The 25,285-nt window shown below is 73.4% G+C and carries 24 protein-coding genes; 10 read left to right on the top strand and 14 right to left on the bottom strand.

Annotated elements, in window-relative coordinates; translation table 11 throughout:
- Window positions 1–272: 272 nt before the first annotated feature.
- Window positions 273–533 (top strand): hypothetical protein, encoded by a 261-nt coding sequence (locus tag ACZ79I_RS38695; protein ID WP_471504394.1) that lies wholly within the window; start codon window positions 273–275, stop codon window positions 531–533.
- 68 nt (window positions 534–601) lie between these two features.
- Here ACZ79I_RS38695 and ACZ79I_RS38690 read toward each other — a convergent pair whose 3' ends face one another.
- The gene (locus tag ACZ79I_RS38690) at window positions 602–1,585 is read right to left on the bottom strand and encodes an aldo/keto reductase (RefSeq protein ID WP_471504390.1); all 984 of its coding nucleotides are present in this window, start codon (window positions 1,583–1,585) and stop codon (window positions 602–604) included.
- Window positions 1,586–1,678: 93 nt separating this feature from the next.
- On the opposite strand from ACZ79I_RS38690, the gene ACZ79I_RS38685 reads away from it, so the two are divergent.
- A complete protein-coding gene (locus tag ACZ79I_RS38685; protein WP_471504387.1) occupies window positions 1,679–2,515 on the top strand; it encodes an ATP-grasp domain-containing protein in 837 nt (278 codons plus the stop codon).
- Window positions 2,516–2,524: 9 nt separating this feature from the next.
- Here the strand turns inward: ACZ79I_RS38685 and ACZ79I_RS38680 are convergent, their stop codons facing one another.
- The gene (locus tag ACZ79I_RS38680) at window positions 2,525–2,914 is read right to left on the bottom strand and encodes a hypothetical protein (RefSeq protein ID WP_471504384.1); all 390 of its coding nucleotides are present in this window, start codon (window positions 2,912–2,914) and stop codon (window positions 2,525–2,527) included.
- 164 nt (window positions 2,915–3,078) lie between these two features.
- Here ACZ79I_RS38680 and ACZ79I_RS38675 point away from each other — a divergent pair, with 164 nt between their 5' ends.
- From ACZ79I_RS38675 to ACZ79I_RS38650, 6 genes are all read left to right on the top strand, one after another.
- Window positions 3,079–3,999: a MurR/RpiR family transcriptional regulator gene (locus ACZ79I_RS38675; RefSeq protein WP_471504381.1), complete on the top strand. Its 921-nt coding sequence runs from the start codon at window positions 3,079–3,081 to the stop codon at window positions 3,997–3,999.
- 269 nt (window positions 4,000–4,268) lie between these two features.
- A complete protein-coding gene (locus ACZ79I_RS38670) occupies window positions 4,269–4,655 on the top strand; it encodes a hypothetical protein (protein ID WP_471504377.1) in 387 nt (128 codons plus the stop codon).
- Between the two features lie 123 nt (window positions 4,656–4,778).
- The gene (locus tag ACZ79I_RS38665) at window positions 4,779–5,084 is read left to right on the top strand and encodes a DUF1232 domain-containing protein (protein WP_471504375.1); all 306 of its coding nucleotides are present in this window, start codon (window positions 4,779–4,781) and stop codon (window positions 5,082–5,084) included.
- 60 nt (window positions 5,085–5,144) lie between these two features.
- Entirely contained in the window at window positions 5,145–6,449 is a 1,305-nt protein-coding gene (locus ACZ79I_RS38660; protein WP_471504373.1) for a CAP domain-containing protein, read from the top strand.
- Window positions 6,450–6,543: 94 nt separating this feature from the next.
- Entirely contained in the window at window positions 6,544–7,314 is a 771-nt protein-coding gene (locus ACZ79I_RS38655; RefSeq protein WP_471504370.1) for an SDR family NAD(P)-dependent oxidoreductase, read from the top strand.
- A gap of 69 nt (window positions 7,315–7,383) precedes the next feature.
- The gene (locus ACZ79I_RS38650) at window positions 7,384–9,882 is read left to right on the top strand and encodes a SpoIIE family protein phosphatase (RefSeq protein ID WP_471504368.1); all 2,499 of its coding nucleotides are present in this window, start codon (window positions 7,384–7,386) and stop codon (window positions 9,880–9,882) included.
- Between the two features lie 49 nt (window positions 9,883–9,931).
- Here the strand turns inward: ACZ79I_RS38650 and ACZ79I_RS38645 are convergent, their stop codons facing one another.
- The 3 genes from ACZ79I_RS38645 to ACZ79I_RS38635 are packed head-to-tail and all read right to left on the bottom strand — an operon-like array spanning window position 9,932 to window position 13,908.
- Complete coding sequence (locus tag ACZ79I_RS38645) at window positions 9,932–12,289, bottom strand: glycoside hydrolase family 65 protein (protein ID WP_471504366.1); 2,358 nt, start codon at window positions 12,287–12,289, stop codon at window positions 9,932–9,934.
- Window positions 12,286–13,026 carry an HAD family hydrolase gene (locus tag ACZ79I_RS38640; protein WP_471504362.1) on the bottom strand — a complete coding sequence of 247 codons (741 nt, stop codon included), beginning with the start codon at window positions 13,024–13,026 and terminating at the stop codon, window positions 12,286–12,288. The genes ACZ79I_RS38645 and ACZ79I_RS38640 overlap by 4 nt, the downstream gene beginning before the upstream one ends.
- A gap of 24 nt (window positions 13,027–13,050) precedes the next feature.
- Complete coding sequence (locus ACZ79I_RS38635; protein ID WP_471504359.1) at window positions 13,051–13,908, bottom strand: ANTAR domain-containing protein; 858 nt, start codon at window positions 13,906–13,908, stop codon at window positions 13,051–13,053.
- 207 nt (window positions 13,909–14,115) lie between these two features.
- Between ACZ79I_RS38635 and ACZ79I_RS38630 the strand changes: the two genes are divergently transcribed.
- Window positions 14,116–14,772 (top strand): nucleoside/nucleotide kinase family protein, encoded by a 657-nt coding sequence (locus ACZ79I_RS38630; RefSeq protein WP_471504357.1) that lies wholly within the window; start codon window positions 14,116–14,118, stop codon window positions 14,770–14,772.
- A gap of 189 nt (window positions 14,773–14,961) precedes the next feature.
- Here the strand turns inward: ACZ79I_RS38630 and ACZ79I_RS38625 are convergent, their stop codons facing one another.
- Window positions 14,962–15,648, bottom strand: coding sequence for a peptidoglycan-binding domain-containing protein (locus tag ACZ79I_RS38625; RefSeq protein ID WP_471504354.1), 687 nt, complete (start codon window positions 15,646–15,648; stop codon window positions 14,962–14,964).
- Between the two features lie 254 nt (window positions 15,649–15,902).
- Here ACZ79I_RS38625 and ACZ79I_RS38620 point away from each other — a divergent pair, with 254 nt between their 5' ends.
- Entirely contained in the window at window positions 15,903–16,475 is a 573-nt protein-coding gene (locus ACZ79I_RS38620; RefSeq protein WP_471504352.1) for a MarR family winged helix-turn-helix transcriptional regulator, read from the top strand.
- Between the two features lie 60 nt (window positions 16,476–16,535).
- On the opposite strand, the gene ACZ79I_RS38615 is transcribed toward ACZ79I_RS38620, so the two are convergent.
- The 8 genes from ACZ79I_RS38615 to ACZ79I_RS38580 all read right to left on the bottom strand — a co-directional run bounded on the left by ACZ79I_RS38615 (window position 16,536) and on the right by ACZ79I_RS38580 (window position 25,278).
- On the bottom strand, window positions 16,536–17,258 hold the full coding sequence (locus tag ACZ79I_RS38615) for a gamma-glutamyl-gamma-aminobutyrate hydrolase family protein (RefSeq protein ID WP_471504348.1): 723 nt from the start codon (window positions 17,256–17,258) through the stop codon (window positions 16,536–16,538).
- Window positions 17,255–18,745: an aldehyde dehydrogenase gene (locus ACZ79I_RS38610; protein WP_471504346.1), complete on the bottom strand. Its 1,491-nt coding sequence runs from the start codon at window positions 18,743–18,745 to the stop codon at window positions 17,255–17,257. The genes ACZ79I_RS38615 and ACZ79I_RS38610 overlap by 4 nt, the downstream gene beginning before the upstream one ends.
- Window positions 18,746–18,816: 71 nt before the next feature.
- Entirely contained in the window at window positions 18,817–20,274 is a 1,458-nt protein-coding gene (locus ACZ79I_RS38605) for an APC family permease (protein WP_471504344.1), read from the bottom strand.
- A 246-nt stretch (window positions 20,275–20,520) separates the two neighbouring features.
- A complete protein-coding gene (locus tag ACZ79I_RS38600) occupies window positions 20,521–21,144 on the bottom strand; it encodes a TetR/AcrR family transcriptional regulator (RefSeq protein WP_471504341.1) in 624 nt (207 codons plus the stop codon).
- 68 nt (window positions 21,145–21,212) lie between these two features.
- Window positions 21,213–22,058, bottom strand: a complete 846-nt coding sequence (locus tag ACZ79I_RS38595; RefSeq protein WP_471504339.1) for a fumarylacetoacetate hydrolase family protein — start codon at window positions 22,056–22,058, stop codon at window positions 21,213–21,215.
- A 1-nt stretch (window position 22,059) separates the two neighbouring features.
- Window positions 22,060–22,986, bottom strand: a complete 927-nt coding sequence (locus tag ACZ79I_RS38590) for a 3,4-dihydroxyphenylacetate 2,3-dioxygenase (RefSeq protein ID WP_471504337.1) — start codon at window positions 22,984–22,986, stop codon at window positions 22,060–22,062.
- Window positions 22,979–24,442 (bottom strand): aldehyde dehydrogenase, encoded by a 1,464-nt coding sequence (locus ACZ79I_RS38585; protein WP_471504335.1) that lies wholly within the window; start codon window positions 24,440–24,442, stop codon window positions 22,979–22,981. Before ACZ79I_RS38585 ends, ACZ79I_RS38590 begins: the two co-directional genes overlap by 8 nt.
- Entirely contained in the window at window positions 24,439–25,278 is an 840-nt protein-coding gene (locus ACZ79I_RS38580) for an acetoacetate decarboxylase family protein (RefSeq protein ID WP_471504332.1), read from the bottom strand. The genes ACZ79I_RS38585 and ACZ79I_RS38580 overlap by 4 nt, the downstream gene beginning before the upstream one ends.
- Window positions 25,279–25,285: the final 7 nt, after the last annotated feature.

Genomic DNA, 25,285 nt, shown 5'->3' with positions numbered 1-25,285 from the left:
ATCGCAGGTTGCCTCTTCGTATCCCTTTACGTCTGTCTCCCGTAAGGAATTCATCACTTTCCGCCACATCAGGGTGAAGGTCATCACATTGCCACGGCCCCGCCCCCGGTCCGGCCGGGCGGGTCTCGGCAAGGTGGGTGCGCGGTGTCAGTGCCCTCGGCAACAATGCGGGGGGAAAGATCATCTCGCCCTCGGGGCGGGGTGCCGTTCACCAGCGCCCGAAAGGCTGACCGACGATGACGCGCCCTCGGCTCAGTTCCCGTGCTGCCGAAGTGCTGCGCCTGATCACGGACCAGCGCGTGCCGGTCTTCCTCACGGTCCACGCCAACGGGCGCCGCAGGTACGGGTACTGGCAGCCGGACGGCCGCCCGATGGCGCTGCCCACCGACGAGTGCGACGCGCTCCGGGCGGCCGGCCGGATCGTGCTGGGAGATCCGGTGGTCGACCGGGCCAAGACGACGTACCGGGTGCGGGCCGCCGCCCGTGGAACGCCCGGCACCGCCCGTCCGGCACGCTCGGCCCTGACGGCCTGACCGGCCGGAGCGGCTCACCGGCCGGGCGTCCCGGCCGGGTGTCCGCACCGCTCTTCTCGCCGGGGCGCCTACCAGCGGTCCTCGACCTGCTCCCTGATCCGGCGGTCGTACAGGCTCTCGATCGCGTCGAGCGTGTCCTGCGGCAGCCGGGGCAGTCTCGCGGCCGCCGCGTTGGCACGGGCCTGGTCCGCCGAGCGGGCACCGGGGATCACCGTGGTCACACCGGGCTGCTGGACGATCCAGGCGAGCGCCAACTGCGCCGGGGTGAAGCCCTCCGGGGCGAGCGCGGAGAACTCGGCCGCCGCCTCCACGCCCGTCGCGAAGTCGACGCCCGAGAAGGTCTCCCCCTGGTCGAACGCCTCGCCATGCCGGTTGAAGGTGCGGTGGTCGTTCGCGGCGAACACCGTGTCCTTGGTGTACTTGCCCGACAGCAGTCCGGAGGCCAGCGGCACGCGGGCGATGATGCCCACGCCGGCCTCCCGCGCGGCCGGGAGGACCCGGCGCAGCGGCTTCATGCGGAACGGGTTCAGGATGATCTGCACGCTCGCCACGTTCGGGCGGGCGATCGCGGTCAGCGCCTCGTCGCACGTCTCCACACTGACGCCGTACGCCGCCACACGCCCCTCCTCGACCAGCGTGTCCAGGGCGTCGTACACCTCGTCGGAGGAGTAGACGGGCGTCGGCGGACAGTGCAGTTGCACCAGGTCGATGCGGTCGGCGCCGAGGTTGCGGCGGGAACGGTCGTTCCAGGCACGGAAGTTGTCCAGGACGTAGTTCTGCGGGATCTGCTCGACGCGGCGGCCCATCTTGGTCGCCACCAGGACGTGCAGGTCCGGCCTGCCGTGCAGGAAGGCGGCGATGGTCTGCTCGCTGCGCCCGTCGCCGTACACGTCCGCGGTGTCGAAGAAGCTCACCCCCGACTCCGCTGCCGCCTCCAGCACCTCGTGGGCGTCCTTGTCGTCCACGGTGCCCCAGTCCGCGCCCAGTTGCCACGTACCCAGGCCGATGACCGACGCGTGCTGCCCCGACCTGCCGAATTCTCGCTCTTCCATGCCGCCAGTCTGTCATCCGCGCCCGGTCGCGCACGCCACTGCCCTCCCGCGCGCCCCGGCTACATTGGTGGCCACCGACCGAGGAGCCCCCGCATGCCCGCCCGCCCCCGCCTCCTGTATGTGACCGACCTCTCCTACCAGGCGCGTGGGCGGCGCTACTGCGACGAGGACATCGCCCTCTCCTCCCGGCTGCGCGCGGACTTCGGCATCGCGCTGTGCCACCCGCTGGACGCGGCGGCGCTGATGGACGGCTTCGACGCGGTCGTGGTCCGCAACAGCGGCCCCGTGCTGCACTACCGGAAGGAGTACGACGCCTTCCGCGCCCTGGCCACCGCCCGCGGCACCCGCGTGTACAACCCGCTGACGGGCCGGGGCGACATGGCCGGCAAGCAGTACCTGCTCGATCTGACCGCGGCCGGCCACCCGGTGATACCGACCGCCGGCCGGCCGGAGGACCTGGGGCGGCTGCCCGCGTCCGCTCTGTACGCCGTCAAGCCGAAGTCCGGAGCGGACTCCATAGGCCTGCGGTTCGTGCCGCGGGACGGGCTTGAGGACGTCGCCTGGGGTGATGTGCTGGTGCAGCCGCGCATCGACTTCCGCTACGAGGTCTCGTTCTACTACGTGGACGGCGCCTTCCAGTACGCCCTGTACGGCCCCGACCCCGGCCGGCGCTGGGTCCTGGAGCCCTACGAGCCCGACGGGGCCGATCTCGCCTTCGCCCGGCGCTTCATCGACTGGAACACCCTCGACCACGGCATCCAGCGCGTGGACGCCTGCCGCACCCGGGACGGCGGGCTGCTGCTGGTGGAGCTGGAGGACCTCAACCCCTACCTGTCCCTGGACCTCGTCCCCGGCCGGACCCGCGACGCCTTCGTCGCCGCCATGACGGCGTCGCTGCACCGGTTCCTGGAGGCGCGGCCGCGCGCCTGAGTGCCCGGTTCAGGTCCGTGCGCGGCTCTCCAGCCGCAGCTCGACCTCGACCTCCTGGTCGCCGGAGACCGCGCCGACCTGGTGGACGACGAAGGTCTCGTCCAGGGCGCGCCGCAGCCGCTCCACCGCACGCGGCTCGCCCTGCAGTTCGGCCGTCACCTGTCCCGACAGGGGCGGTGGCGGTGCCGTCCACCCGGGCCGGCCGGGGGTGGCCGACGTGTCGAAGGTCCCGGTCCACATCGTGGGCCGGACACCCGCGGTCTCGTGCGGCGCGTCGTCCGGGGACCGGTCCGAGCCGAAGCGCCGGCACAGTTCGGCGAACAGGCTCCCGGCGTCGGCCGCCGAGCAGTCGCTGACCACCACCTCGACCTGGGGCACATGCGATACGGGCGAGCTCACGGCCGCTCCTCTCCGTCGATGGCCGGGGCGGGTACCCCGCCCCCGCGGCCCCCATGCCCGACGGTACGGCGGAGGTGGTCCTTCCGCCTCTCGGAGCTCTACCCCTGGTCAGCGGCGTGGTGAGCTATGTTGAGAGTCCTCGGGACACAAAGGGAGGCGGTCCGGTGTCATCGCCGCAGCAGGCACGCGCGCAGGCAGCTGCCATCACTGCCGGCAAGACGGTCCCGGAGGCGGGTGCCGCTCCCACCTCCCAGCTCAGAGAGCTCTTCGACGGACCGCATCTGTCCCCGGGGCACCGCAGGATCGCCCAGTACCTGATCGAGCACATCACCGAGGCCGCGTTCCTGTCGATCACGGACCTGGCCGAGCGGGTGGGTGTCAGCCAGCCGTCGGTGACCCGTTTCGCCGCGGCCGTCGGCTTCAGCGGCTATCCCGCGCTGCGGGAGAAGCTCCAGGCCATCGCCCTGAGCTCACTCGGCAGCCCGAGCACGGTGGCGGAGCACCGCAGCAACGAACTGCAGGCCGCGGTGGACGCCGAGCTCGAGAACCTGGAGAACCTGCGCCGGGACTTCGCCGATCCGGACCAGGTGATCCGCCTCGGGCGGGAGCTGTCGGCGTCGACGCCGCTGACCGTGATGGGCCTGCGCATCTCCGCCTCGCTCGCCGAGTACTTCGCGTACGGGGCCAGGCGCATCCACCCGGACGTGCGGCTGATCACGCGCGGCGGCAGTGTGGCCTACGACGCGCTGCTCCAGTCCCGGGAGGCGGGCGGCACCTGGGTGCTGGCGTTCGGGATGCCCCGGCACGCCCAGGAGAGCCTCACCGCGGTGCGGGTGGCGCGCAGCGCGGGGCTGAAGGTCGCCCTGGTCACGGATCTGGGGCTGGGCCCGCTCGCCGACGAGGCCGACGTCGTCTTCGCCACCGGCACCGGCTCGCGCCTGGTGTTCGACTCGTACGCCGCCCCCGGCCTGATGGCCGCGGCCCTGCTGCAGGCCATGACCGACGCCGACCCGGAGCGGACCCAGGCCCGCCTGGAGGAGTACGAGCAGATCGCCGACCAGCACCAGTTCTTCCTCAAGGACTGACCCACGGGCTCACAAATCCGGATCTTTCGCGTCGAACCGACCGTGAATTTTTTCATGTCCTTGCGTATCCGCCGGTATATATAAATACTTCTCGCGGATCGTGAACCGGGCTTCCCCTCCCGGTTTCACACCCTACGGACAACCGGGGCCGTCCGCTCCTACCCACGGGCGCCGGCGTGTCCGTGGTGGCGGCTCCGGCCCTCCCCTAGGCCGGAGCCGCCCCAGAGTTGCCGTACACCCTGAGCCGACGTGACCCGGAAGCGAAGATCATGGCCTTGATGACGTACTCGCCGATCAGTTCGGACTGGCCGTGCCAGGTCAAGACACCCGGCAGCTACGACTGGGAGCGGTCGGCGGCCAAGTGGCTGCGCGAGCTCGTGCCCGCCCGCTACGCCAGCTACCCGGCTCTGATCCGCCATCCCGTGCTGCTCGCCCGGCACGCGCTGATCCAGGTGCAGAACGAGGTGCGGGTCGCCCGGATCGCGCTGCAGACGGCCCGCGCGGAGCTGCCCGCGCTCGGCCTGCCCGAGTCCGTCATCGAGCACACGATCAAGATGTACGCCGCCGAGGTGATGCAGCTCCAGCACATCGCGCGCAGCGTGCGGGCGGTCAGCCAGGCCCTGGTGGAGAGCAGCACCGCGCGCGCCGCCCACTGACGGCCGGGGGCACCACCGCTCCCCCACGACCACGCCGGGCATTCGGCCCAGCGCGGGCACGGTCCACCGCGGAACGGGGCATCCGTAGGACAGGACGACTCCCACGGACGCCCGGAGCTGCGCATGGACACCACCACCTGGACCGTGCTCACCGTCGTCGCGGTCCTCGCGGCCGTCGTGCTCGGCGTCGCGCTGGTCCTGCTGCTCAGGCTGGTCCGCACGCGCCGCGACCTGCGCCGCGCCGGACTGCCGACCGGACCCCGCTGGGTCTTCTGGGGCGCGGTCCTGTACCTGGTGCTGCCGGCAGACCTGCTGCCCGATCCCGTCTATCTGGACGACATCGGCGTCCTGCTGCTCGCCCTCAGGTCGCTGCGCGCCGCCCTCCCCGCACGGGAACCGGGGCACGGCGACGGCGCGTTGTCCGACTGACGGGCGGCGGGGCGCGTGGCCGCCGCCCCACGACAGCGGCGCCAACTGGTGGGCGGCACCATGATCGAGCTGGTTCCCGGGGGCAATCTGCTCCTGCCGGACGGCCCCCTGACACTCAGGGTGCCGGGGCCCTTCGACGTCTCCGCGCTCGTCACGGACGCCGACGGAACGGTGCGCGGCGACGCGGACTTCGTGTTCTACAACCAGCCCTCCGCGCCAGGGGTCCGCCTGCGCGGGGGCGAGCTCACCGTGCGTCCGCCCGCCCTGCGGGCCGGGGCGGAGCGGGTCACCGTGGTCGTCAGCCCCGCCGACCCCTCCGTGCGCCTCGCCGCCCTGCCCCCGCCGACGCTGCACGTCCAGCAGACGGGCGGCCGTGATGTCGCCCGCTTCACACCGCCGCGCCCGCAGCGGGAGACGGCGCTGCTGCTCGCCGAGCTGTACCGGCGGGGCAGGGGCTGGAAGCTGCGGGCGCTGGGCCAGGGATACGCGGAGGGCCTCGCGGGGGTGGCACGGGACTTCGGGGTGGAGGTGGCGCAGGACGCGCCGGCGGTGCCTTCGCCCGTCCCGCCCCGGCCGGCGCTCCCGCCGCCGCCCGACGGCTTCCTGGCCCTCGTCAACTCCGCGCGCGCCGGGGCCGGCTCCCCGCGCGTCTCGCTCGACGCACGGCTCGCCGCGGCGGCACACGCCCACGCCGCCGGCATGGCCGCGCGCGAGGTCCTCTCCGCCGAGAGCGCCGACGGCACCTCCGTGCACCAGCGGATCACCGCGGGCGGGTACGCGTATCTGACGGTCGGCGAGCACCTGGTGTCCGGTCCGCGCACACCCGCCGACTTCGTGGCGTACTGCCTCTCCGACGGGCGGTCGCGCCACACCCTGTGCGCACCGGAGTTCGTGCACACCGCGGTGGCGTACGTCCCCGGGCGCCGCTCCGGCACCGTGTACTGGACGGCGCTGTGGGCCCGGCCGTTCACGCCGGCCGGACTGGCGCGGACGTCCGACGAGGTGATCGCGCTGACCAACGCCGAGCGGGCCGCCGCCGGTCTGCCGCCGCTGGCCGCGGATCCCGTCCTCACGGCCGCCGCCCAGGCGCACTGCGACGACATGGTGGCCCGCGGGTTCTACGCGCACACCTCGCCCGACGGCCGCGAGCCCTGGGACCGTGCGGCCGCCGCGGGCTCCCGTCACCGCACGGTGGGGGAGAACATCGCCTGCGGCCAGCGCGCCCCCGCCGAGGCGGTCCGCGGCTGGATGGACAGCCCCGGACACCGCGCCAACATCCTCAAGCCCGCGTTCACCCACCTGGGCGTCGGTTTCGCGGGCGGGGGCCGGGCCGGCACGTACTGGACCCAGCTGTTCGGCGGGTGACGACACCGGGAGAGCCGACGGTCTTCAACTCTTCGGTGAACACGGCTACATGTGTGGGTCGTCATCGCCCTTCCCGCGGATTGCGAGGCGTACGGTGTCGGACTTCTCCACCAGGACAGGGGCCGCGTTCGTCACGGGCGGCACCGGCGGCATCGGCGCGGCGGTCGTACGCCTGCTCGCCGAGCGGGGCAGCGACGTGGCGTTCACCTACCGCGCCGACCGGGAGGCGGCGCGGGCCCTGTCGGGTGAGCTGGAGCGGTACGGGCGGCGCGTCCTCGCGCTCCCGCTGGACCTGGGCGACGAGTCCGCCACCGCACAGGCGGTGGCCGAGGCCGCCGAGGCGCTCGGCGGAATCCACACACTGGTCCACGCGGCGGGCCCGCATGTGCCGATGGCGCATCTGAGCACCGTCTCGCCGGCCCGGTATCGCGCACAACTCGACGCGGAGGCCGTGGCGTTCTTCAACCTGGTGCACCCCGCGCTGCCGCGGCTGCGGGACAGCCGGGGCAGCGTCGTCGCCGTCACCACCGTCGCCACCCGGCGCTTCCCGGTGCGCGACGGGCTCTCCTCGGGCACGAAGGGCGCGGTCGAGGCGGTGGCACGGGCACTGGCGGCCGAGGAGGGCCGCTACGGCGTGCGCGTGAACTGCGTCGCGCCCGGCATGCTCACCGACGGCATCGCGGCCCGGCTGATGGCGACCGGCGAGCTCGACGAGACGGCGCTGGCCGTCACCCGGCGCAACACCCCGCTGCGCCGCTTCGGCACCGCGACGGACATCGCGGAGGCCGTCGCCTTCCTGGCCTCGGACCGGGCCGGATTCATCACCGGGCAGGCGCTGGGGGTGGACGGCGGGTACAGCGTCTGAAGCGGGACCCCACCCATACGAAAATCAGCCCTAATATGGAACAAACTTCTCAAGTGTGATCGAGGCACCGTGTCGGCCGACAGCATGGCCCTGACCTCGTACCCGTTCGGCACCGCGAGTCGCGGCGGGGCGTCCGAGCGCGACGACGCGCTGGTCCGTGCCGTCATCAGGGCCGTGGAGGTGACCGGTGCGCACGCCGGAAGCGCGTTCCTGCTCTCCGACGACGGCCGCTCGCTCGTCCTGAGCGCGGCCTGCGGGGCACCCCCCTCCCTGCTCGGCGGCTGGCTTCGGATCCCGGTGAACAGCGGCATTCCGGTGGCGGAGGCGTACCGCTCCGGGCGTATGGTCCACCTGGCCGACGCCGAGGAGACCATGCGGCGCTTCCCCCAGCTCTCGGTCGCGGTGCCCTACGCGTTCGGCAGCGCCACGGTGCCCGTGCGAGCGGGCGGCCGGATCCTCGGATCGATGAGCGTGGTGTGGACGCCCAGGCCGGGCGGGGCGGGGCTGTCGAGGACACGGCGCCGGCAGCTGCACTCCACCGCCGACCGTCTGGGCGTCGCCCTCGCCGCACTCGGCACCCGCGGGGCGCTCGGCGAGAGGAAGACTCCGCTGGTGGTTCCGGTGCCGTCCGCTCCGGTGATCCGGGTGGGCCTGTTCGACTGGAACCTGGACACCGGGACCCTGACGGCCGACGACGAGCTGTGCGCGATCTTCGGGATCCCGCCCCGCGAGTTCGACGGACGGGCGGCCACCCTGGCGGCCAGGATCGAGCCCGCGGACCTTCCCGGTTTCCGCTCCGCCGCCCGCGCCGCGGTCGAGGAGGGCCATGTGCTCGCGCACTGCCTGCGCGTCCGGGACGGCGGCGATCAGCGCACCGTCGAGCTGTGGGGCCGGGTGCCCGGCACCCGGGGCCCGCGGGCGGCGCCCCATCTGGTGGGCGCCGTGCTCGACTCCGGAAGCGGCCTGGCTGCCGTCGCGGCCATCGAACGGCTCACGGACGGCTTCTTCGCGCTGTCCCCGGACGGACGCGTCGCCTACGCCAACCACAGCCTCGAGGACCTGGCGCAGGTCCGCCAGGAGGAACTGCTCGGCCGGTGCCCCTGGGACGTCCTGCCCTGGCTGGCCGATCCCGTCTACGAGGACCGTTTCCGGGCCGCCGTGGTCTCCCAGCGGCCGGTCTCCTTCCTGGTCCGACGGCCGCCCGACGCATGGCTCCTCTTCTCCCTTCACCCGGGCGAGCAGGGCATGACGGGATGGGTGGCCCCCCTGCGGCAGCCGGTGCCGGCCGGGGCCGGGCCGGGGACGCCCGTCGCGGAGGAGGACCGGCCCGTCGCCCTGTCCCCTCCGCCCGCGGCCCCGCGGCTGGGTTCGCTCTACCGTGTGCTGCAGCTGGGCAGCGCCCTCACCAAGGCGGTCACCGCGCACGAGGTGTGCGATGCCGTCGCCGAGCAGATGCTCCCGGCCTTCGGCGGTCAGCGGCTGGCGGTCTTCGTGGTGGAGGACCGGCGCCTGCGCCTGTTCGCCCAGGACCGCTACCCGGAGGACGTCCTCGCCCGGTTCGACGGCACCCCGCTGCACGCCCGGCTGCCCGCGACGGACGTGCTGACGTCCGGGGCACCGCTGTTCGTCGAGTCGCGGCAGCAGCTCTTCGACAGGTATCCCGGGATCCCTGCGGGCGGCTCCGGATCCTGGGTCTTCCTGCCGCTGATCGCCTCCAACCGCCCGGTCGGCACCTGCGTCCTCGGCTTCGACGGCGCCCGCCGGTTCCCCGACGAGGAGCGGGGAGCCCTCACCGCCCTGGGCGGCCTGATCGCCCAGGCCCTGGAGCGCGCCAGGCTCTACGACGCCGAATTCGCCCTCGCCCGCGGCCTGCAGAACGCGCTGCTGCCCCACCGGCTGCCCGCGCTGCCGGGCCTGCGCGTCGCCGGGCGCTATCTTCCGGGCACCAGGGGCATGGACATCGGCGGCGACTGGTACGACGTCATCCCCACCGGGGAGGACGTGGCGCTGATCGTCGGGGACGTCGAGGGCCACAACGTCGCCGCCGCGGCCGCCATGGGCCAGCTGCGCAGCGCGGTACGGGCCTTCGTCACCGCCGGCCACGAACCGGGCGACGTGGTCGCCAGCACCAACCGGCTCCTCCTCGACCTCGACCCGGCCCTCCTCGCCAGCTGCTGCTACATCCGCCTCCACCCCCGCTCGGGGGTGGCCCGCACGGTCCGCGCGGGCCACTGCCCGCCCCTGCTGCGCCTGCCCGACGGCCACGCCGAGATCCTGGACGTGCCCGGCGGCCCGCTGCTCGGCGTCGCGGAGGCGGCCGACTACCCGGAGTCGGAGCTGCGTCTCGTGCCCGGCTCGGTCCTGGCCCTGTACACCGACGGGCTGGTCGAGACGCGCGACGCCGACATCGGCACCGGGATGGACCGGCTGCGGGTCTCGCTGGCCCACACGGGCGAGGAGCGCCTGGAGGACCTCGCGGACGCACTGCTGCGGGACGCCCGCCTCTCCCCCGACCGTGCGGACGACATCGCCCTCCTGCTCACCGAGTACGTCGCGGCCCCGGCGTGAACGTCCCGCGCCACCGTCCGCGGCTGCGGCCGCGCGTGCCCTGCGACGCTCAGTCCTCCGTGCCGCCCTGATGATTGGGGCGCCGGTGCGGAGGCTGCTCCGGTGCAGGGCGCGGACCGACGGGCGGGATGCCGCGGCCGGCCGGCTTGTCGGGGTCGAGCGTGAGCGGTTCGCCGTGGTGGCGGATCGTCAGCGGCTCTCCGGCCACCACCGTGTACGTGGCCGCCGTGCGGCCGATGTCCACCCGCAGGCGGCGGCCCAGCAGTTCCAGCGTGAAGGCGAGGCGGCCCAGCCTCTCCGGCAGGCGCGGCGCGAACGCGATCTGTGCCCCGTGGTGACGCAGGCCGCCGAAGCCCGCGACGAGTGCCATCCACGTACCGGCGAGGGACGCGATGTGCAGGCCGTCACGGGTGTTGTGCTCCAGGTCCTCCAGGTCCATCAGCGCGGCGTCGTGCAGATAGTCGTAGGCGAGCCCGAGATGGCCCGCCTCGGCCGCCAGAACCGCCTGGCAGCAGGCCGACAGGGACGAGTCCCGCACGGTGAGGGGCTCGTAGTAGGCGAAGTTGCGCGCCTTGTGCTCGGCGTCGAAGAAGGGGGCGCAGGTGTACATCGCCAGCACCAGGTCCGCCTGTTTGACCACCTGCTTGCGGTACAGGTCGAAGTACGGGAAGTGCAGCATGAGCGGGTACTGGTCGGGACGTGTCGCGGCGAAGTCCCAGCGCTGGTAGCGGGTGAATCCGGCGTGCTGTTCGTGCACACCCAGTTCGTGGTTGTAGGGGACGTGCATCGCCTCGGCGGCGTCGCGCCAGGCCGCGCTCTCCTCGTCGTCGACACCGAGTTCCTCCGCCCGGCGCGGATACCGCTCCACGGCGTCGGCGGCGGCCAGCAGGTTCGCGCGGGCCATCAGATTGGTGTAGGTGTTGTCGTCGGCGACCGCGCTGTACTCGTCCGGACCCGTCACCCCGTCGATGTGGAAGGCGCCGTGATGGTCGTGGTGACCGAGCGAGCGCCACAACCGGGCCGTCTCCACCAGTAGTTCGACGCCGGTGTCGCGTTCGAAGCGCGTGTCGCCGGTGGCGGCGGTGTAGCGGACGACGGCGTCGGCGATGCCGGCGTTCACATGGAACGCGGCGGTGCCGGCCGGCCAGTACGCCGATCCCTCCGAGCCCTCTATGGTCCGCCACGGGAACGCCGCGCCGCTCAGCCCGAGTTGCACGGCCCGCTCCTGGGCGGCGGGCAGCGTGTTGTGCCGCCAGCGCAACGCCTCGGCGACCGCGCCGGGCGAGGTGTAGGTGAGCAGGGGCAGCACGAACATCTCGGTGTCCCAGAAGGCATGGCCGTCGTATCCGGAGCCGGTCAGCCCCTTGGCGGGAATCGCGCGCTGTTCGGCGCGTGCCCCGGCCTGCAGCACATGGAAGAGCGCGAAGCGGACCGCCTGCTGGATCTGCTCGTCGCCGTCCACCTCGACGTCCGCGCGCGCCCAGAACGCGTCGAGATACGCCCGCTGCTCGGCGGCCAGACCCGACCAGCCCACACTGGTGGCGGCCGCGAGCGCCGCGTCCACCTGGTCGCTGACGGCGGGCAGGGAGCGGGTGCCGGACCAGCCGTGGGAGACGAACTTCCGCACCCGCAGCCGCTGGCCCGGGGCCAGGGCGGAGGCGACGGTGAGACGGGCGAGGTCGCCGGTCGCCTCGCTCTCGGTCGTGGTCGGCTCGGGGCCCTCGACGACATGGTCGGCGGCGGCACCGACCCTGAGCCCGCTCCTGCGGGTGCGGTGCACCAGGCGCAGCCGCCCGTTCTTCGCGAAGTGCTCCTCCGCCTCCAGGGGCGAGTCGAGGACGACGGCGGCGCGGGGATCGCCGTCCCGCGAGGGCAGTTGCTCGTTGGCCACCAGTTCCGACTGGACGACGACCCGGGCCGGCCCGCCGACGGCCTCCACCTCGTAGTCGACCGCGGCGATCGCGCGCTGGGTGAAGGAGACCAGGCGCGTCGAGCGCACACGGACGGTCGAACCCGCCGGAGAGGTCCACTCGCAGGTACGGGTGAGCAGTCCGGTACGCAGATCGAGGACGCGTTCGTGGGAGCGCAGCCGGCCGTAGCGCAGATCGAAGGGTTCGTCGTCCACGAGCAGGCGGATGATCTTGCCGTTGGTGATGTTGATGATGGTCTGCCCGGACTCCGGATACCCGTATCCCGCCTCCGCGTAGGGCAGCGGATGGATCTCGTGGACGCCGTTGAGATAGGAGCCCGGCAGTCCGTGCGGCTCCCCTTCGTCGAGGTTGCCGCGCCAGCCGACGTGCCCGTTGGACAGCGCGAACACGGACTCGCTCTGCGGCAGGACGTCCAGGTGCAGTCCCCGCTCGCGCAGCGACCAGGGCTCGACCGCGTACGACGTGTGCGTGATCACGCCCACTCCCCCAGCTCCGCGAGATCGCGTACGACGATGTCGGCACCGTGGGCGCGCAGCGCGTCCGCCTGGCCGACGCGGTCGACGCCGACGACGTATCCGAAGTGGCCCGAGCGCCCCGCGTCCATCCCGGCGAGCGCGTCCTCGAAGACGGCTGCGGCCCGCGCCCCGACGCCGAGGTCGTGGGCCGCGGCCAGGAATGTGTCCGGGCGCGGTTTGCCCGGCAGCTGCCGTTCGGCGGCGACGAGCCCGTCGACGCGCACGTCGAAGAGGTGCTCGGCGCCGATCGACCGCAGGATGTCGCGGCAGTTGGCGCTGGAGGAGACGACGGCCGTGCGCAGGCCGGCGGCGCGCACCGCCTCGATGTAGCGGATCGTGCCGTCGTACGCCTCGACGCCGCGGGTCCGGATCAGCTCCAGGAGCAGCTCGTTCTTGCGGTTGCCGACGCCGTGGACGGTCTCCCGGCCGGGCGGGTCGCCGGGGGCGCCCTCGGGCAGACGGATGCCGCGGGAGGCGAGGAAGGTGCGCACGCCGTCGGCGCGGGGCCGCCCGTCGACGTACTCGTCGTAGTCGGTGATCTCGTCGAAGGGCCGGTAGGCGGGTCCCTCCCGGCGGCGCAGGAAGTCGTCGAACGTCCGCTTCCACGCGGCCGCGTGGACGACGGCGGTCTTGGTGATGACCCCGTCGAGGTCGAAGAGGCAGACCTGGATACCGTCCGGCAGACCGAACTTCGTCATGGGTGACCCTTTCCCCCAGTCCTCTCAGGACCGCCGTCCCCGCCTGCCGGGGTGCGCGCGGCCGAGCGCGTGCAGGTGTTCCAGGGCGTCGAGGACCACCGTACGGTCGTACCAGGCCAGCCACGCGCCCGCCTCGCCGCCGATGACGTCGAGCGCCTTGGACTGCGCCTCCGTCAGCCCCGGCAGCGTGCGGTCCAGATGGGCGGAGACGATGCCCACGCACACGCCCGACGCGGTGGTCAGCGGGACGCTGTGGCAGGCGCGGCTGCCCTCCCGCAGGATGACGTGGCGGGCCTGCTCGGTGAACACCGGATCGGTCTCCACGTCCTGGACGGTGACCTGGGCGGCGGTGCGCGCGGCCAGCGCGCAGGAGGTGCCCTCCTCCCCGACGTGGCCGAAGTAGTCGACGAACTCCGGGCTGTGGCCGGTGTGCCTCTCCATGCGCAGGCCGCGCTGCGTGCGGTCGGCCGTCTGCACATTGCCCATGTCCGCGTCGACGACGGCGAGGGTCTGGCTGAGCACCGCGCCGAGCAGGGCGCCCCGGTCGCCGTGGCCGACGCGCCCGGCGCGGTCGAAGGTCAGCGGTGGTGGTGTGTGGCGCACCCGCCGCGGGAACCACAGGGGCTCCCGGGCGTCGGGGGCCGGCAGGACCGTGAGGGCGCTCGCAAGGGTGTGCATCTTGACGTTGCACTGCTGGGAGGTGCGCCGGAGCAGGGCGAACGCGCTCTCGGCGTCCGGCAGTGCGTAGCGTTCCCGCAGCATGCCCTGTGCCTCGGAGATCAGCGGGTGGGTGCGCATCCGGGCCCGCAGATGCCGTACCTCGGCCCGCAGCCGCTCCAGCTCCGAGTCCTCACCCTGCTCCCGCGACCGCGACTCACTCATAGGACGCTGTGATCCCTCCGGTGCTCTCGTGCCGCGCCCGGTGCGCGACGTTGTTCCCTCAGCGCATCTTCCCCACGCCGCCCCGCCTACACGGACGCCGTCGGCGGCCCTCTCGCCATCCGCCGCGGCCTCTGCTCCAATGGCGAGGACCCGGCCGGCCCCGGCGGGCCGGTCACCCACCACCCTCGCAGCGAGCGGCGACCACGCATGACCTTCGACGACCTCCTGAAGCGGGCCGCGGCCCTGGTGCGCCCCGGCCACCGAGTGATCCTCGGCATCACCGGCAGCCCGGGAGCGGGCAAGACGACGCTCGCCGAGCAGGTGGTGCGGGCCCTCAACGGCGACGGGCCGCCCTGGGCGGCACACGTCCCGATGGACGGCTTCCACCTGGCCGACGCCGAACTGGAGCGCCTGGGCCGCCGGGACCGCAAGGGCGCGCCCGACACGTTCGACGCGGCCGGGTACGCGGCGCTGCTGCGGCGGCTGCGGGAGGAGGACACCGAGACCGTGTACGCGCCGGGCTTCGAGCGCGTGCTGGAACAGCCGCTCGCGGGGGCGGTCCCGGTGCCGCCGGCGGCCCGGCTGGTCGTGACGGAGGGCAACTACCTGCTGCTCGACTCGGGTGCCTGGGCGCGGGTGCGCCCGCACCTCGACGAGGTGTGGTTCTGCGAACTCGGCGAGGAGGAGCGCATCCGCCGGCTCGTCGCCCGCCACGAGGAGTTCGGCAAGGAGCACGACGCCGCCGTGGCCTGGGTGCGGGGCACGGACCAGCGCAACGCGGACCTGATCGCGGCGACCCGGGACCGGGCGGACCTGGTGGTGCCGGCGACGGCGCTCCCGCCGGCGGCGAGCGCCCCGTCCTAGTGCGGGGCGTGCCGCCGTGCACGGCTGCGGGGCCGGTCGTGCGGTTTGCCCGCGCGGTGGGCCCGGCCGCACGGTGACGGGCGTGTCGCGTGAGAAGAACACGTGACACGCCCGTCCCGCGGTGCGGCACGGGGGCGTACGGCTCAGGGTGAGCGGCCGCCGTACACGCCCGTGGCCGCGGCCGCACCACTAGAGCGTGGTGCGGGACTCGAGGTCGCGGCGGGTGTCGTCGCCGTACACGCCCGTCTCGTCGCCGCGGATGCCGTACCAGAGCTGGAAGCGGGCGACGGCGGCCGCCAGCGTGGCGTCGTAGCGGCCGTCGGTGGAGCCGTGTTCGTACACGTCGGGGATGTGCAGCAGACGCTTCTGGAGCTCGGTCACCCCGGGGCCGCTGTCGCCCTCCCGGAGGGTGCCGGCGCCGTCGGGGTCGGTGTGCTGCCGCTGGGCGGGGGCGCTCGCGGCGGACGGCCCGGGCGGCGGGGCGGCGGCGCGGTGCGCGTCGCCGCCGTCCACCGCCCCGGGCAGGAGGAGCGCGGCGCCGAAGCCGATGAGGGCGGCCGCGGTCACCCCGACCGTGATCGCCGCGCGCCGCAGGGTCAGTCCGTCGTCGGCGGGCCGCTCGCGCCGGCCCGGGGCGTCGTGACGGCGGGGGCCGCGGGCGGGCGGAACGGGAGGCAGTTCCTCCGTCGCGTCCTCGGCGGTCGCCGGGCCCACATGCACCACGATCGGTTCGTAGACCGGATCGGGGGCGCTCTCGCGCTCGCGCAGTTCCCTCACCAGTTCGGCCAGTGCCTCGGTACGGCGGCGGCGCATGACATAGGTGGGTTCCAGTACCGGGCGCCGCACCGGCTGGTCCTGCTCGGGCGGTGTCGACACACTGCTCTCCTTCCGTGCCCGCGGTCTCCCGCCGTCCCCGGGGAGTGATACGTAGGGGCGTGCCACGCGGTTCACCGGAAACCCCGGTCGTCCTGCGGTCCGGCGCCCCGCGGCCGGACGGCGCGCACGCAGGCCGCGGCCGCCGATCGCGGCATGGGCCCGCACGTTGCCGGCGGCCTCCGTACAATTTGAGGCCGAACGACCGGTCCGGCGCGGAAGCCGGACGGTCCCGGGAACCGACCGAAGGAGCACCCGTGTCCGGCCAGCGATCCATCACCGAAGCCGAGAACCTCGCCGCGGCGAAGCTCGGCGGCATCCCGGTCCGGCGGGAGCGGATGGCGGCCGTCGCCAACATCTACCGGGCCGCGTCGGCCGTGCGCCAGCACCTGGAGAACTCCGTGCTGCGGGAGTCGGATCTGACCTGGACGGCGTTCGTCGTGCTGTGGGTGGTGTGGGTGTGGGGCGAGTCGGAGACCCGGCACGTGGCGGAGGAGGCGGGGATCTCCAAGGGGACGCTGACCGGGGTCGCGCGGACCCTGGAGTCCCGGGGCCTGGTGCGGCGCGCCGCCCACCCCTCCGACGGCAGGCTGGTCCTGCTCGGCCTCACCGACGAGGGTGAGGAGCTGATGCAGCGGGTGTTCCCCGCCTTCAACGAGGAAGAGGCGTTTGTGACGGGGCAGTTGAGCGACGCCGAGTGCCGGTCGCTCGCGGAGGTGCTGCGGCGCGTGGTGCTGCAGGTCGAGGAGCGGGGCGAGGAGCGCCGCCGCGCCCTGCTGAACGGCGCTGAGCCGGCACCACGCCGCAGCGGACGCCGCCCCAAGGTGTGACCCGGCCGGCCTTCCGGTGCCCGGTGCCGGCGCCGGTGCCGGTGCCCGGTGCCGGGCGGTCTAACGGCGTGTGCGCGAGGCGCGCACCAGGGCGTCGAACAGCCCCTGCTGGGCCGGATCCCGGTCCGCGGTGTCCTCCGGATGCCACTGCACGGCCGTGAACCAGCCCGGGGCGCCCGGGAGTTCGAGACCCTCGATCGTCCCGTCGGCGGCTGTGGCGGTGACGGCCAGTCCCGTTCCCGGGCTCTCCACCCGCTGGTGGTGGTAGCAGGACGCCTCCGCCTTCTCCGCGCCGAGGGCCCGCTCCAGCCGTGTGCCGCGCGTGATCGACACCGGGTGCACGACGTCGCGGTGCTCGTGCTCGGGACCACCCATGTCCTGCTGAAGGGTGCCGCCCAGGCAGACGTTGACGACCTGGAGGCCCCTGCAGATCGCCAGCAGCGGCAGACCCGACTCCAGCGCGCGGCGGGCGACGCCGAGGTCGAAGGCGTCCTGGAGGTCGTCCACGTCGTAGACGGCGCCGTGGGTGGTGGTGGCGCCGTAGCGGTGCGGGGCGACATCGCCGCCGCCGGGGAGCAGGACGCCGTCGAAGCGGGCGAGCCGGGCGGCGACGTCGGTGGCCGCGGGGTCGGCGGGGTGGATGGCCACGGGTTCCCCGCCGGCCCGCCACACGGCCTCGGCCAGGGCGCGGGCGGTGACCTCGGCGGCGTACCGCAGCGCGGAGGCGGTCACCGAGAAGCGGGCGGGGATCGCTATCAGGGGGCGCGTGGGGGTGCGGGTCACAGCTGGATCCAGGTGGTCTTGAGTTCGGTGTACTTCTCCAGGGCGTGCGCGGACTTGTCGCGCCCGTTGCCCGACTGCTTCATGCCGCCGAACGGCACGGTCAGATCGCCCTCCTCGTAGCAGTTGACCCATACGGTGCCGGCCTTCAGGGCGCGGGAGACCGTGTGGGCGGTGGACAGGTCGGAGGTCCACAGACCGGCCGCCAGGCCGTACTGGGTGGCGTTGGCGAGCCGCACCGCCTCGTCGAGGTCGTCGAAGGTCAGCACGGACAGGACGGGCCCGAAGATCTCCTCACGGGCCAGCCGCATCGCCGGGTCCACCCGGTCGAAGACGGTGGGCTGCAGGAAGCTGCCGCCGGACTCGGCCCGGGCACGGGCGCCGCCGGTGCGCAGCCGGGCGCCCTCGTCGACGCCCGTGGCGACGTGGCCGAGGACGCGGGCGAGGTGGCCCTCGCGGGCCAGGGCGCCCATCTCGGTGGCCGGGTCCAGCGGGTCGCCCACGCGCAGCTGCCGGGCCCGGGCCACGACGGCGTCGGTGACCCGGTCGGCGACGGAGGAGTGCACCAGCAGGCGGGAGGGGGCGGTGCACATCTCGCCCTGGTTGAAGAAGATGCCCCAGGCGGCGGTGGCCGCGGCCTTCTCCAGGTCCGGGGCGTCGGGAAGGATGATGTTGGGCGATTTGCCGCCGAGCTCCAGCCAGACCCGCTTGAGGTTGGAGTCGGCGGCGTAGCGCAGGAAGTGGCGGCCGACGGCGGTGGAGCCGGTGAAGGCGAGCACGTCGACGTCCGGGTGCAGGCCGAGGGCGCTGCCGGCGGTCGGGCCGTCGCCGGTGACGACGTTGAGCACGCCGGGCGGCAGGCCCGCCTCCGTGCCGATGCGGCCGAGCAGCAGCGCGGACAGCGGCGACCACTCGGACGGTTTCAGGACGACGGTGCAGCCGGCGGCGAGGGCCGGGGCCACCTTCCAGGACGCCAGGGTCAGCGGGAAGTTCCAGGGCACGACCGCGCCGACCACGCCCGCCGGCTCCCGGGCGACCAGCGCCAGGGAGTCCGGTGCGGTGTGCGGGGACTCGTCGGTGAGCTTGTCCGCCAGCTGCCCGTACCAGCGGAAGGTGGTGATGGCGGCGCGCAGTTCGACGGTGTAGGCGTCCGTGACGGGCTTGCCCATCTCCAGGCTGACGGTCAGCGCCAGCTCCTCGCGCCGTTCTTCGAGCAGGTCGGCGATCCGCAGCAGCACCCGGCCGCGGTCGGCGGGCGCCAGGCGCGGCCACGGCCCGGAGTCGAAGGCCCGGCGCGCGGCGGCGACGGCGAGGCCGACCTCGGCCCGCCCCGCGTCGGCGACCTCGGCGAGGACCTGGCCGTCGCGCGGTGAGACCACCGCGAACGAGGCCCCTCCCCCGGCCTCGCCGGTCCCGTCGATGTGGTGGTGCACGGGCGGGTCGAGGGCCTTGGCGCGCGCCAGCAGTTCGTCATGGGTGACGTCTTGCACGGTGTTCCTCGTGTGGGGTTCGCAGGGAGGGGGCCGGCCCCGGTGGGAGCCGGCCCCCGTGGAGGTCCGGGTCAGCGGGCGGCGGCCCGGGCGTGGACCACCCGCGCCGCCCCGGCGCCCGCGAGCAGCACCGCGGGCACGCTGAGGGCGAGCCAGGTGGCCGTGCTCGCCTCGCCGCCGATCAGGGTGGTGAAGTTGGCGAGGATCAGCCAGATCGCACCCGCGATGCCGAGGGCGCCGAGGGCGGGTGCGATCACGGTGTTCCAGGGCCGGGTGTCCAGACGCTCGCGCCGGAAGAAGACGATGACGGAGGCGGAGGTCAGGAAGTACAGGAGCATGCAGGCGAGGACCCCGACACCGCTGAACCAGGAGAAGAGCGTGAGGACCGGGTCCTTGCCCGTGGCCGCGAACGGCATGACGAGGAGCACCGCGATCGCGGTCTGCACCAGGCCCGCCGCCCAGGGGGAGTGCCGCCGGTTGAGCGACCGCAGCCCGCGGGGCAGCAGCCCTTCGCGGCTGAGGGAGAACAGGTAGCGGTTGGCGGAGTTGTGGAAGGCGAGGACGCCCGCGAAGAGGGAGGTGCCCAGCAGGACGGGCAGCACGTCGCTGACCCAGCCGCCGAACTGGGCGGCGACGGGCGCGAAGACGAAGACCGTGGAGTCGCCGCCGGCCAGCGCCCGGCCGGCCGCCCCGGTGACCCGGGAGGCCCCGTACGCGGAGACGAGCATCCAGGACGTGAAGGCGAAGAACCCGGTGACGACGACGACCGACAGATAGGTGGCCCGGGGGACGGTCCTGCGCGGGTCGCGGGCCTCCTCGCCGTAGATGGCGGTGGCCTCGAAGCCGAACATCGAGGCCACGGCGAACATCAGCGCCACACCCGGCGCGCCCTGGAGCACCGCGCTCGGCGAGAAGGTGCGGGCGGCGCCGAGCCCCTCGGGTCCACCGCCCTTGACGAGGGTGACCAGGGCGAAGGCGAGCAGGATGGTGAACTCCGCCAGCACGAACACCGCGAGCACCTTGGCGCCGATCTCGATGCCGGCGGCGCCGAGCACCTGCACCACGGCCATGGTCACCAGGGCCCAGATCCACCAGGCCAGGTGCACGCCCGCGTAGTGGGCCACCAGGCCGCTCACGGTCGCGCCGTACAGTCCGTACATCGCGGCCTGGACGGCGCAGTAGGCCAGCAGCGCGACGGCCGCGCTGCCGCTTCCCGTGGTGCGCCCCAGGCCCTTGCCGATGTAGGCGTAGAAGGCGCCCGCGTCCACCACGTGCCGGCCCATGGCCACGAAGCCCACCGAGAACAGCAGGATCACCGCGCCCGTGATGGCGTACGCGGCGGGGGCGCCGGGGCCGTTGCCGAGGGCGACGGCGATGGGCACGGCGCCCGCGATGCCGGTGAGCGGCGCCTGGGCGGACAGGACGAAGAAGAGTATGCCCAGGACGCCCAGGGCGTTGCGCTTGAGGGATCCCGCGGTACGGGGTTCCTGTGCGGTCCGTGGTGCTGCGCCGACCGTCTGACTGTCCACTCGGATCACCTGCTGAGGAGGAGGGAGGATTTCGTTAGGAGCCAAACGAGTTGCCCTATCGTGAGCTGGAACTATCCATCTGGCAAGGGGGTGAGGCGGCGGAATCCGCGGGATTCCGTATTTATTACGGAGCTGAGACCTGAATGACATCCGGTCCGCCCGCACGCCCCGCGCGACGCGGCCCCGCTTCTGCTCCTGACATGCGAAAACCCCGCCGCGCGGGCGGCGGGGCGGCGGCGCGGCAGATCAGTCGCCGGGCTCGGGAGCCCGTCCGCCCAGCCCCCGCAGCAGCGACCGCAGCTCGATGAGCGCCGCCTCGGTGTCCTCCCGGGCGTCGATCCCGGTCAGGTGGTACAGGACGAGTCCGTCCAGCGCGGCGAAGACCAGCCGGCACAGGGCGGGACCGGCGCCCTGCGGGAGGATCCGGGACAGCTCGCGTTCGGTGGCGCCGAAGTACTCGTCGTACAGGGCGCGCACCTGCGCCAGCAGCTGCGGCCTGCGCCGCGCCTCGAGCAGCAGCTCGTACTGGAACGCCTGGCTGTCCGGGTCGCTGTCGACCATGTGGGACAGCCCGGTGGCGAAGTCCTCCGGACGGCCGGTGCCGGGTTCGATCAGACTGCTGCTGAGGCTGGTGCGCACGGAGTACGCCAGCGCCTCCTCGATCAGCGCGTCGCGCGAGCCGAAGTGGTGCACGACCAACCCGTGCGTGACGCCCGCCTCCTCGGCGACGGCCCGGTAGGTCAGATGGCGCAGCCCGCGCCGCCCCACGACCCGCACGGCCGCCCTCAGCAGCGCCTCACGTCCCTCCCCGTACCCCAGCCGCCTGCGGCCCCGGGGGCCGGGCTGCGGGGTCTCGGTGGATTCCGTCATGCCGGCGACCCTACCCGGCGCTCGTCCGGCGGCGCAGGGCGCCGGTGCGCACCGCCCCACGGGGCGGCTCAGCGCCGCGGCGGGCGGATGCCGCGGAACTCCCAGTCGCCGCCGAGCGCCGTGGACACGACCTCCTCCGACTCGGTGGGCTGGGCGCCGACGTCGGCGCGGACGGGTAGCGGACCGGAGACGATGCGGTTGCCGAGCCGGCCCAGGCCCTCGACCTCGACCTCGACCACGTCGCCCGGACGGACGGGGCGGGAGTTGGCCGGGGTGCCGGAGAGGAGGACGTCGCCGGGGTACAGGGTGATGGTGCGGGCGATGTCGGCGACGAGGTAGTGCATGTCCCACTGCATCTCGTCGGTGGAACCGTCCTGGACGACCTCGCCGTTGACGTACGTCCGCAGCCGTTTGCCGTGGAAGTCCCAGCCGGTGACCAGACCGGGGCCGAGCGGGCAGAGGGTGTCGGAGCCCTTCACCCGGAGCATGGAGCCGGCGTCGGTGTCGCGGAAGTCGTGCAGGCCGTAGTCGTTGGCGACGGTGTAGCCCGCGATGTACTCCCCCGCCTCGTCGGGGGAGATGCCGCGCGCGGTCCTGCCGATGACGATGGCGACCTCGCCCTCGTAGTTGAGCCACTTGCAGCCCTCGGGGCGGACGACCGCGCCCTGGTGGGAGTTCAGTGCCGAGACCGGCTTGTGGAAGTACGTGGGGGTGCCGGGCAGGTCGATCCCGAACTCCTCCACCCGGCTGCGGTGGTTGAGGTGGACGGCGATCACCTTGGAGGGGACGACCGGAGGCAGGTGCCGGGCCTCGTCGGCCTTGACGCGGCGCCCGTCACCGGCGACGAGTTCGTCGCCCTCGGCGGTGACCTGGACGACCGCCCCGTCGAGGAGGATGCGGCGGTACTCGGGCATGTCAGGCTCCCTGGGGGCGGTGGGCGGATACGGGCAGAGCGGTGCCGGTCCAGCCGCCGGCCGGGCGGTCGAACCAGAGGTGGACCTGGCCGGTGCCGATGGAGTTCTCGTACTCGCCGTACTGGCGGGCCGTCGCGACGCAGGAGTGCCCGCCGAGGGCGCCCGCCATCATCAGGTAGTGGAAGAAGCGGGCCTCCGGCTTGAACTTCGAGAACTCGTCCATGGTGTCGAGGACCTTGTCGTGGCGGCCCTCCTTGAACCAGGCGATGCGCTCCCGGTCGGCCTCGCGGGCCTCGGGCGTGAAGATGTGGACCGGGTCGCTGGCCTCGTGGTCGCGCAGTTCGCGCAGCGGCCAGAAGGTGTGCGACAGCGCGCCGGAGGCGATGAGGATCACCCGCCGTCCCGGGACGGCGGCGATCCCGTCCGCGAGGGCGCGGCCGAGGCGGAGATGGTCCTCCATGTCGCCGGTCTGGCACACGCCGATGGTCACCCACCGCTTGCCGGGCAGGCCCTCGCCGAGGAACTTCCACAGGTTGATGGTGGCGTAGTACACCGGCAGGTACTCGTCGTCGACGGCGGTGATGTACGTGCCGTGCCGGTCGGCGAACGAGGCGATGCTGTGGGCCAGTTCGGGATCGCCGGGGTACTCGTACGGCATGCGGCACATGCCGCGCGGCAGCTCCTCGGAGGTGAACAGGCCCGCGCGCCGGTGCTGCGCCGTGACGACGAACTCGACGGTGGTCGCCCAGTGCGAGTCCAGGACGACGACGGTGTCGTAGTCGTCGCGTTCGAAGACGTCCCCGCGCAGCTGCCTCAGGCCGGTGACGAGGGTGATCTCCTTGCCTTCGTTCAGTTCCAGGCGGGCCTGCTCGGGCAGCACGATGGTGGGGACGTGCGCCAGCAGGCCCGCCCCGACGATCTCACCCATGGTCCTTCCATCCCTTCGGGGCGGTGACGGTGTTCTTCAGGTCGCAGTAGAAGTCGAAGCTCCAGGTGCCGCCCTCGCGGCCGACACCGGAGTGCCGGGAGCCGCCGAAGGGCGCCCGGAGGTCGCGGACGAAGAAGCAGTTGACCCAGACGGTGCCCGCGACCAGCTGTGCGCCGACCCGTTCGGCCCGCTCGCGGTCGCCGGTGACGACGGTGGCCGCCAGCCCGAAGCGGGTGTCGTCGGCCAGCCGGACGGCTTCGTCCTCGGTGGTGAAGGTCTGCAGCGTCAGGACGGGGCCGAAGACCTCCTCCTGGACGATCTCGGAGTCCTGTGCCACGCCGGTGAGCAGGGTCGGCTCGTAGTACAGCCCGTCCCCGCGGCGGCCTCCGACGACCGCCCGCGCCCCCGCCGCGACCGCCCGCCGCACGAAGCCGTCGATCTTCTCCAGCTGGCGGGGGTGGATGACGGGCCCGATGTCGGTGGCCTCGTCGCGCGGATCACCCTGTGTCAGCCGCGCCGCCCGTTGCGCGAAACGGCGGGTGAACTCCTCGGCGACCGGCTCCTCGACCAGGATGCGGGTGGCGGCCAGGCACACCTGCCCCGCGTTGTCGTACTGCTCCACGGCGAGGTCGGCGGCGAGGTCCAGGTCGGCGTCGGCGAACACCAGCAGGGGCGACTTGCCGCCGAGTTCGAGGCTGAGGGGGGTGAGGTTGGCGGCCGCCGACGCGGCGATGTGCCGGGCGGTCGGCACCGATCCGGTGAAGCTGATCCGGCGCACGTCCGGGTGCGCGACGAGGGCGCTGCCCGCTTCGGCGCCGTAGCCCTGCACGACGTTGAGCACGCCGGCGGGCAGGCCGGCCTCGGCGGCGATGTCGGCCAGCAGCGAGGCGGTCAGCGGGGACCACTCGGCGGGCTTGAGGATCACCGTGTTCCCGGCGGCCAGGGCCGGGGCGACCTTCCAGGTGGCCAGCATCAGCGGGGCGTTCCACGGCGTGATCAGCACACAGGGGCCGGCCGGGTCCCAGCTGACGTGGTTGGTGTGGCCGCGGGTCGTGAAGTCCTCGTGGTCCAGCGTCAGCAGCCGGTCGGCGAAGAAGCGGAAGTTGTGGGCGACGCGCGGCATCACGCCCCGGCGGTGGGAGCGCAGCAGTGCGCCGTTGTCGGTCGTCTCGACGATCGCCAGCTCTTCCAGTCGCTTCTCGACGCCGTCGGCGACGGCGTGCAGGAGACGGGCGCGTTCGGCGCGGGGCGTGGCGGCCCAGCCGGGGAAGGCCGCCTTCGCGGCGGCCACGGCGGCCGCTGCCTCCGTCGCGGTGCCCCGGGAGATCTCCCCGAGGACGCATCGGTCGATCGGCGAGACATCGGTGAAGGTCTCGCCGGAGGCGACGCGCTCCCCGCCGATCCAGTGCCGTGTGTCGACGGTGACTCCGGCGACGGTGAGGGTGTGGTCGGTCATGTCCGGTCTCCAACTTCTTCGGTTCGGTGTCCCCCGGCGCCGGACGTGCCGGACTCCAGCAGTCGCCCGCCGTCCCAGACCACGCCGACCTGGCGGTAGTACGCGGCGATCGGCTCGCGGATCTCCAGGCGGGCCAGTTCCTCGGTGGGCGCCTCGAACAGCTCCAGTTCGGCGTCGCCGCGCCAGGCCCGTCCCGCCTCGAAGGAGGCGGCGCCGGACTCGATCAACTCGTCCAGAGCCGGTCCCCCGCCCTTTTCGACGGAGGGCAGCCAGCGGTGGTGTGCCATGGGGTGGCCGTTGACGAAGCCGTTCGTCTCCGACGGCTCGCGCAGGGTGACCACCGCCTGGGCGAGGCGCCGGTCGGCGGCGGCGAGGGTCGCGCCGAAGCGGGCACCCGCCTCGATGCGCGGCGCGGGCCCGTACGGATGGGGGCGGGTCTGGTGGATCGAGCCCAGCTTCTTCGGGTAGCCCTGGTGCAGCCCCCGGGCGATCGCGAAGTCCTTGTCGACCCAGATGAACACGCAGCGGGAGTAGGTGCGGCCCCGGTACGTACAGCGGACGACGGCGAACGCCTCCTTGTACTGGGAGCGCACCGGGTCCAGCAGTTCCTCCCCCGAGGCGCCGCAGGACTGCCAGTCGGCCCAGATCAGGGCCACGGCGCCGGGGTCCTCCTCGGCGGGCTCCAGCGGAGCGGGCAGCAGTTCGCGTACCCGGTCGGGGTCGGTGCGGTACTCGACGGTCAGCAGGTCGCCGGAGTACCGCCAGGGCGGGGAGGGGATCAGCGACGAGGCGCCGGTGGCCGTCTTGGGGGTGAAGAAACCACGGACGGTGGTCATGGCGGGA

It is taken from the genome of Streptomyces sp. PSU-S4-23 (assembly GCF_055632315.1).
Note: the sequence above shows the minus strand (reverse complement) of the source record. Positions and strands in the feature narration are given on the sequence as shown.

Coding starts and splice junctions, on each gene's coding strand:
- ACZ79I_RS38690 (WP_471504390.1), bottom strand. CDS start 1,585: ATGGAAGAGCGAGAATTCGGCAGGTCGGGGCAGCACGCGTCGGTCATC.
- ACZ79I_RS38685 (WP_471504387.1), top strand. CDS start 1,679: ATGCCCGCCCGCCCCCGCCTCCTGTATGTGACCGACCTCTCCTACCAG.
- ACZ79I_RS38670 (WP_471504377.1), top strand. CDS start 4,269: ATGGCCTTGATGACGTACTCGCCGATCAGTTCGGACTGGCCGTGCCAG.
- ACZ79I_RS38665 (WP_471504375.1), top strand. CDS start 4,779: ATGGACACCACCACCTGGACCGTGCTCACCGTCGTCGCGGTCCTCGCG.
- ACZ79I_RS38660 (WP_471504373.1), top strand. CDS start 5,145: ATGATCGAGCTGGTTCCCGGGGGCAATCTGCTCCTGCCGGACGGCCCC.
- ACZ79I_RS38640 (WP_471504362.1), bottom strand. CDS start 13,026: ATGACGAAGTTCGGTCTGCCGGACGGTATCCAGGTCTGCCTCTTCGAC.
- ACZ79I_RS38635 (WP_471504359.1), bottom strand. CDS start 13,908: ATGAGTGAGTCGCGGTCGCGGGAGCAGGGTGAGGACTCGGAGCTGGAG.
- ACZ79I_RS38630 (WP_471504357.1), top strand. CDS start 14,116: ATGACCTTCGACGACCTCCTGAAGCGGGCCGCGGCCCTGGTGCGCCCC.
- ACZ79I_RS38600 (WP_471504341.1), bottom strand. CDS start 21,144: ATGACGGAATCCACCGAGACCCCGCAGCCCGGCCCCCGGGGCCGCAGG.
- ACZ79I_RS38595 (WP_471504339.1), bottom strand. CDS start 22,058: ATGCCCGAGTACCGCCGCATCCTCCTCGACGGGGCGGTCGTCCAGGTC.
- ACZ79I_RS38590 (WP_471504337.1), bottom strand. CDS start 22,986: ATGGGTGAGATCGTCGGGGCGGGCCTGCTGGCGCACGTCCCCACCATC.
- ACZ79I_RS38585 (WP_471504335.1), bottom strand. CDS start 24,442: ATGACCGACCACACCCTCACCGTCGCCGGAGTCACCGTCGACACACGG.
- ACZ79I_RS38580 (WP_471504332.1), bottom strand. CDS start 25,278: ATGACCACCGTCCGTGGTTTCTTCACCCCCAAGACGGCCACCGGCGCC.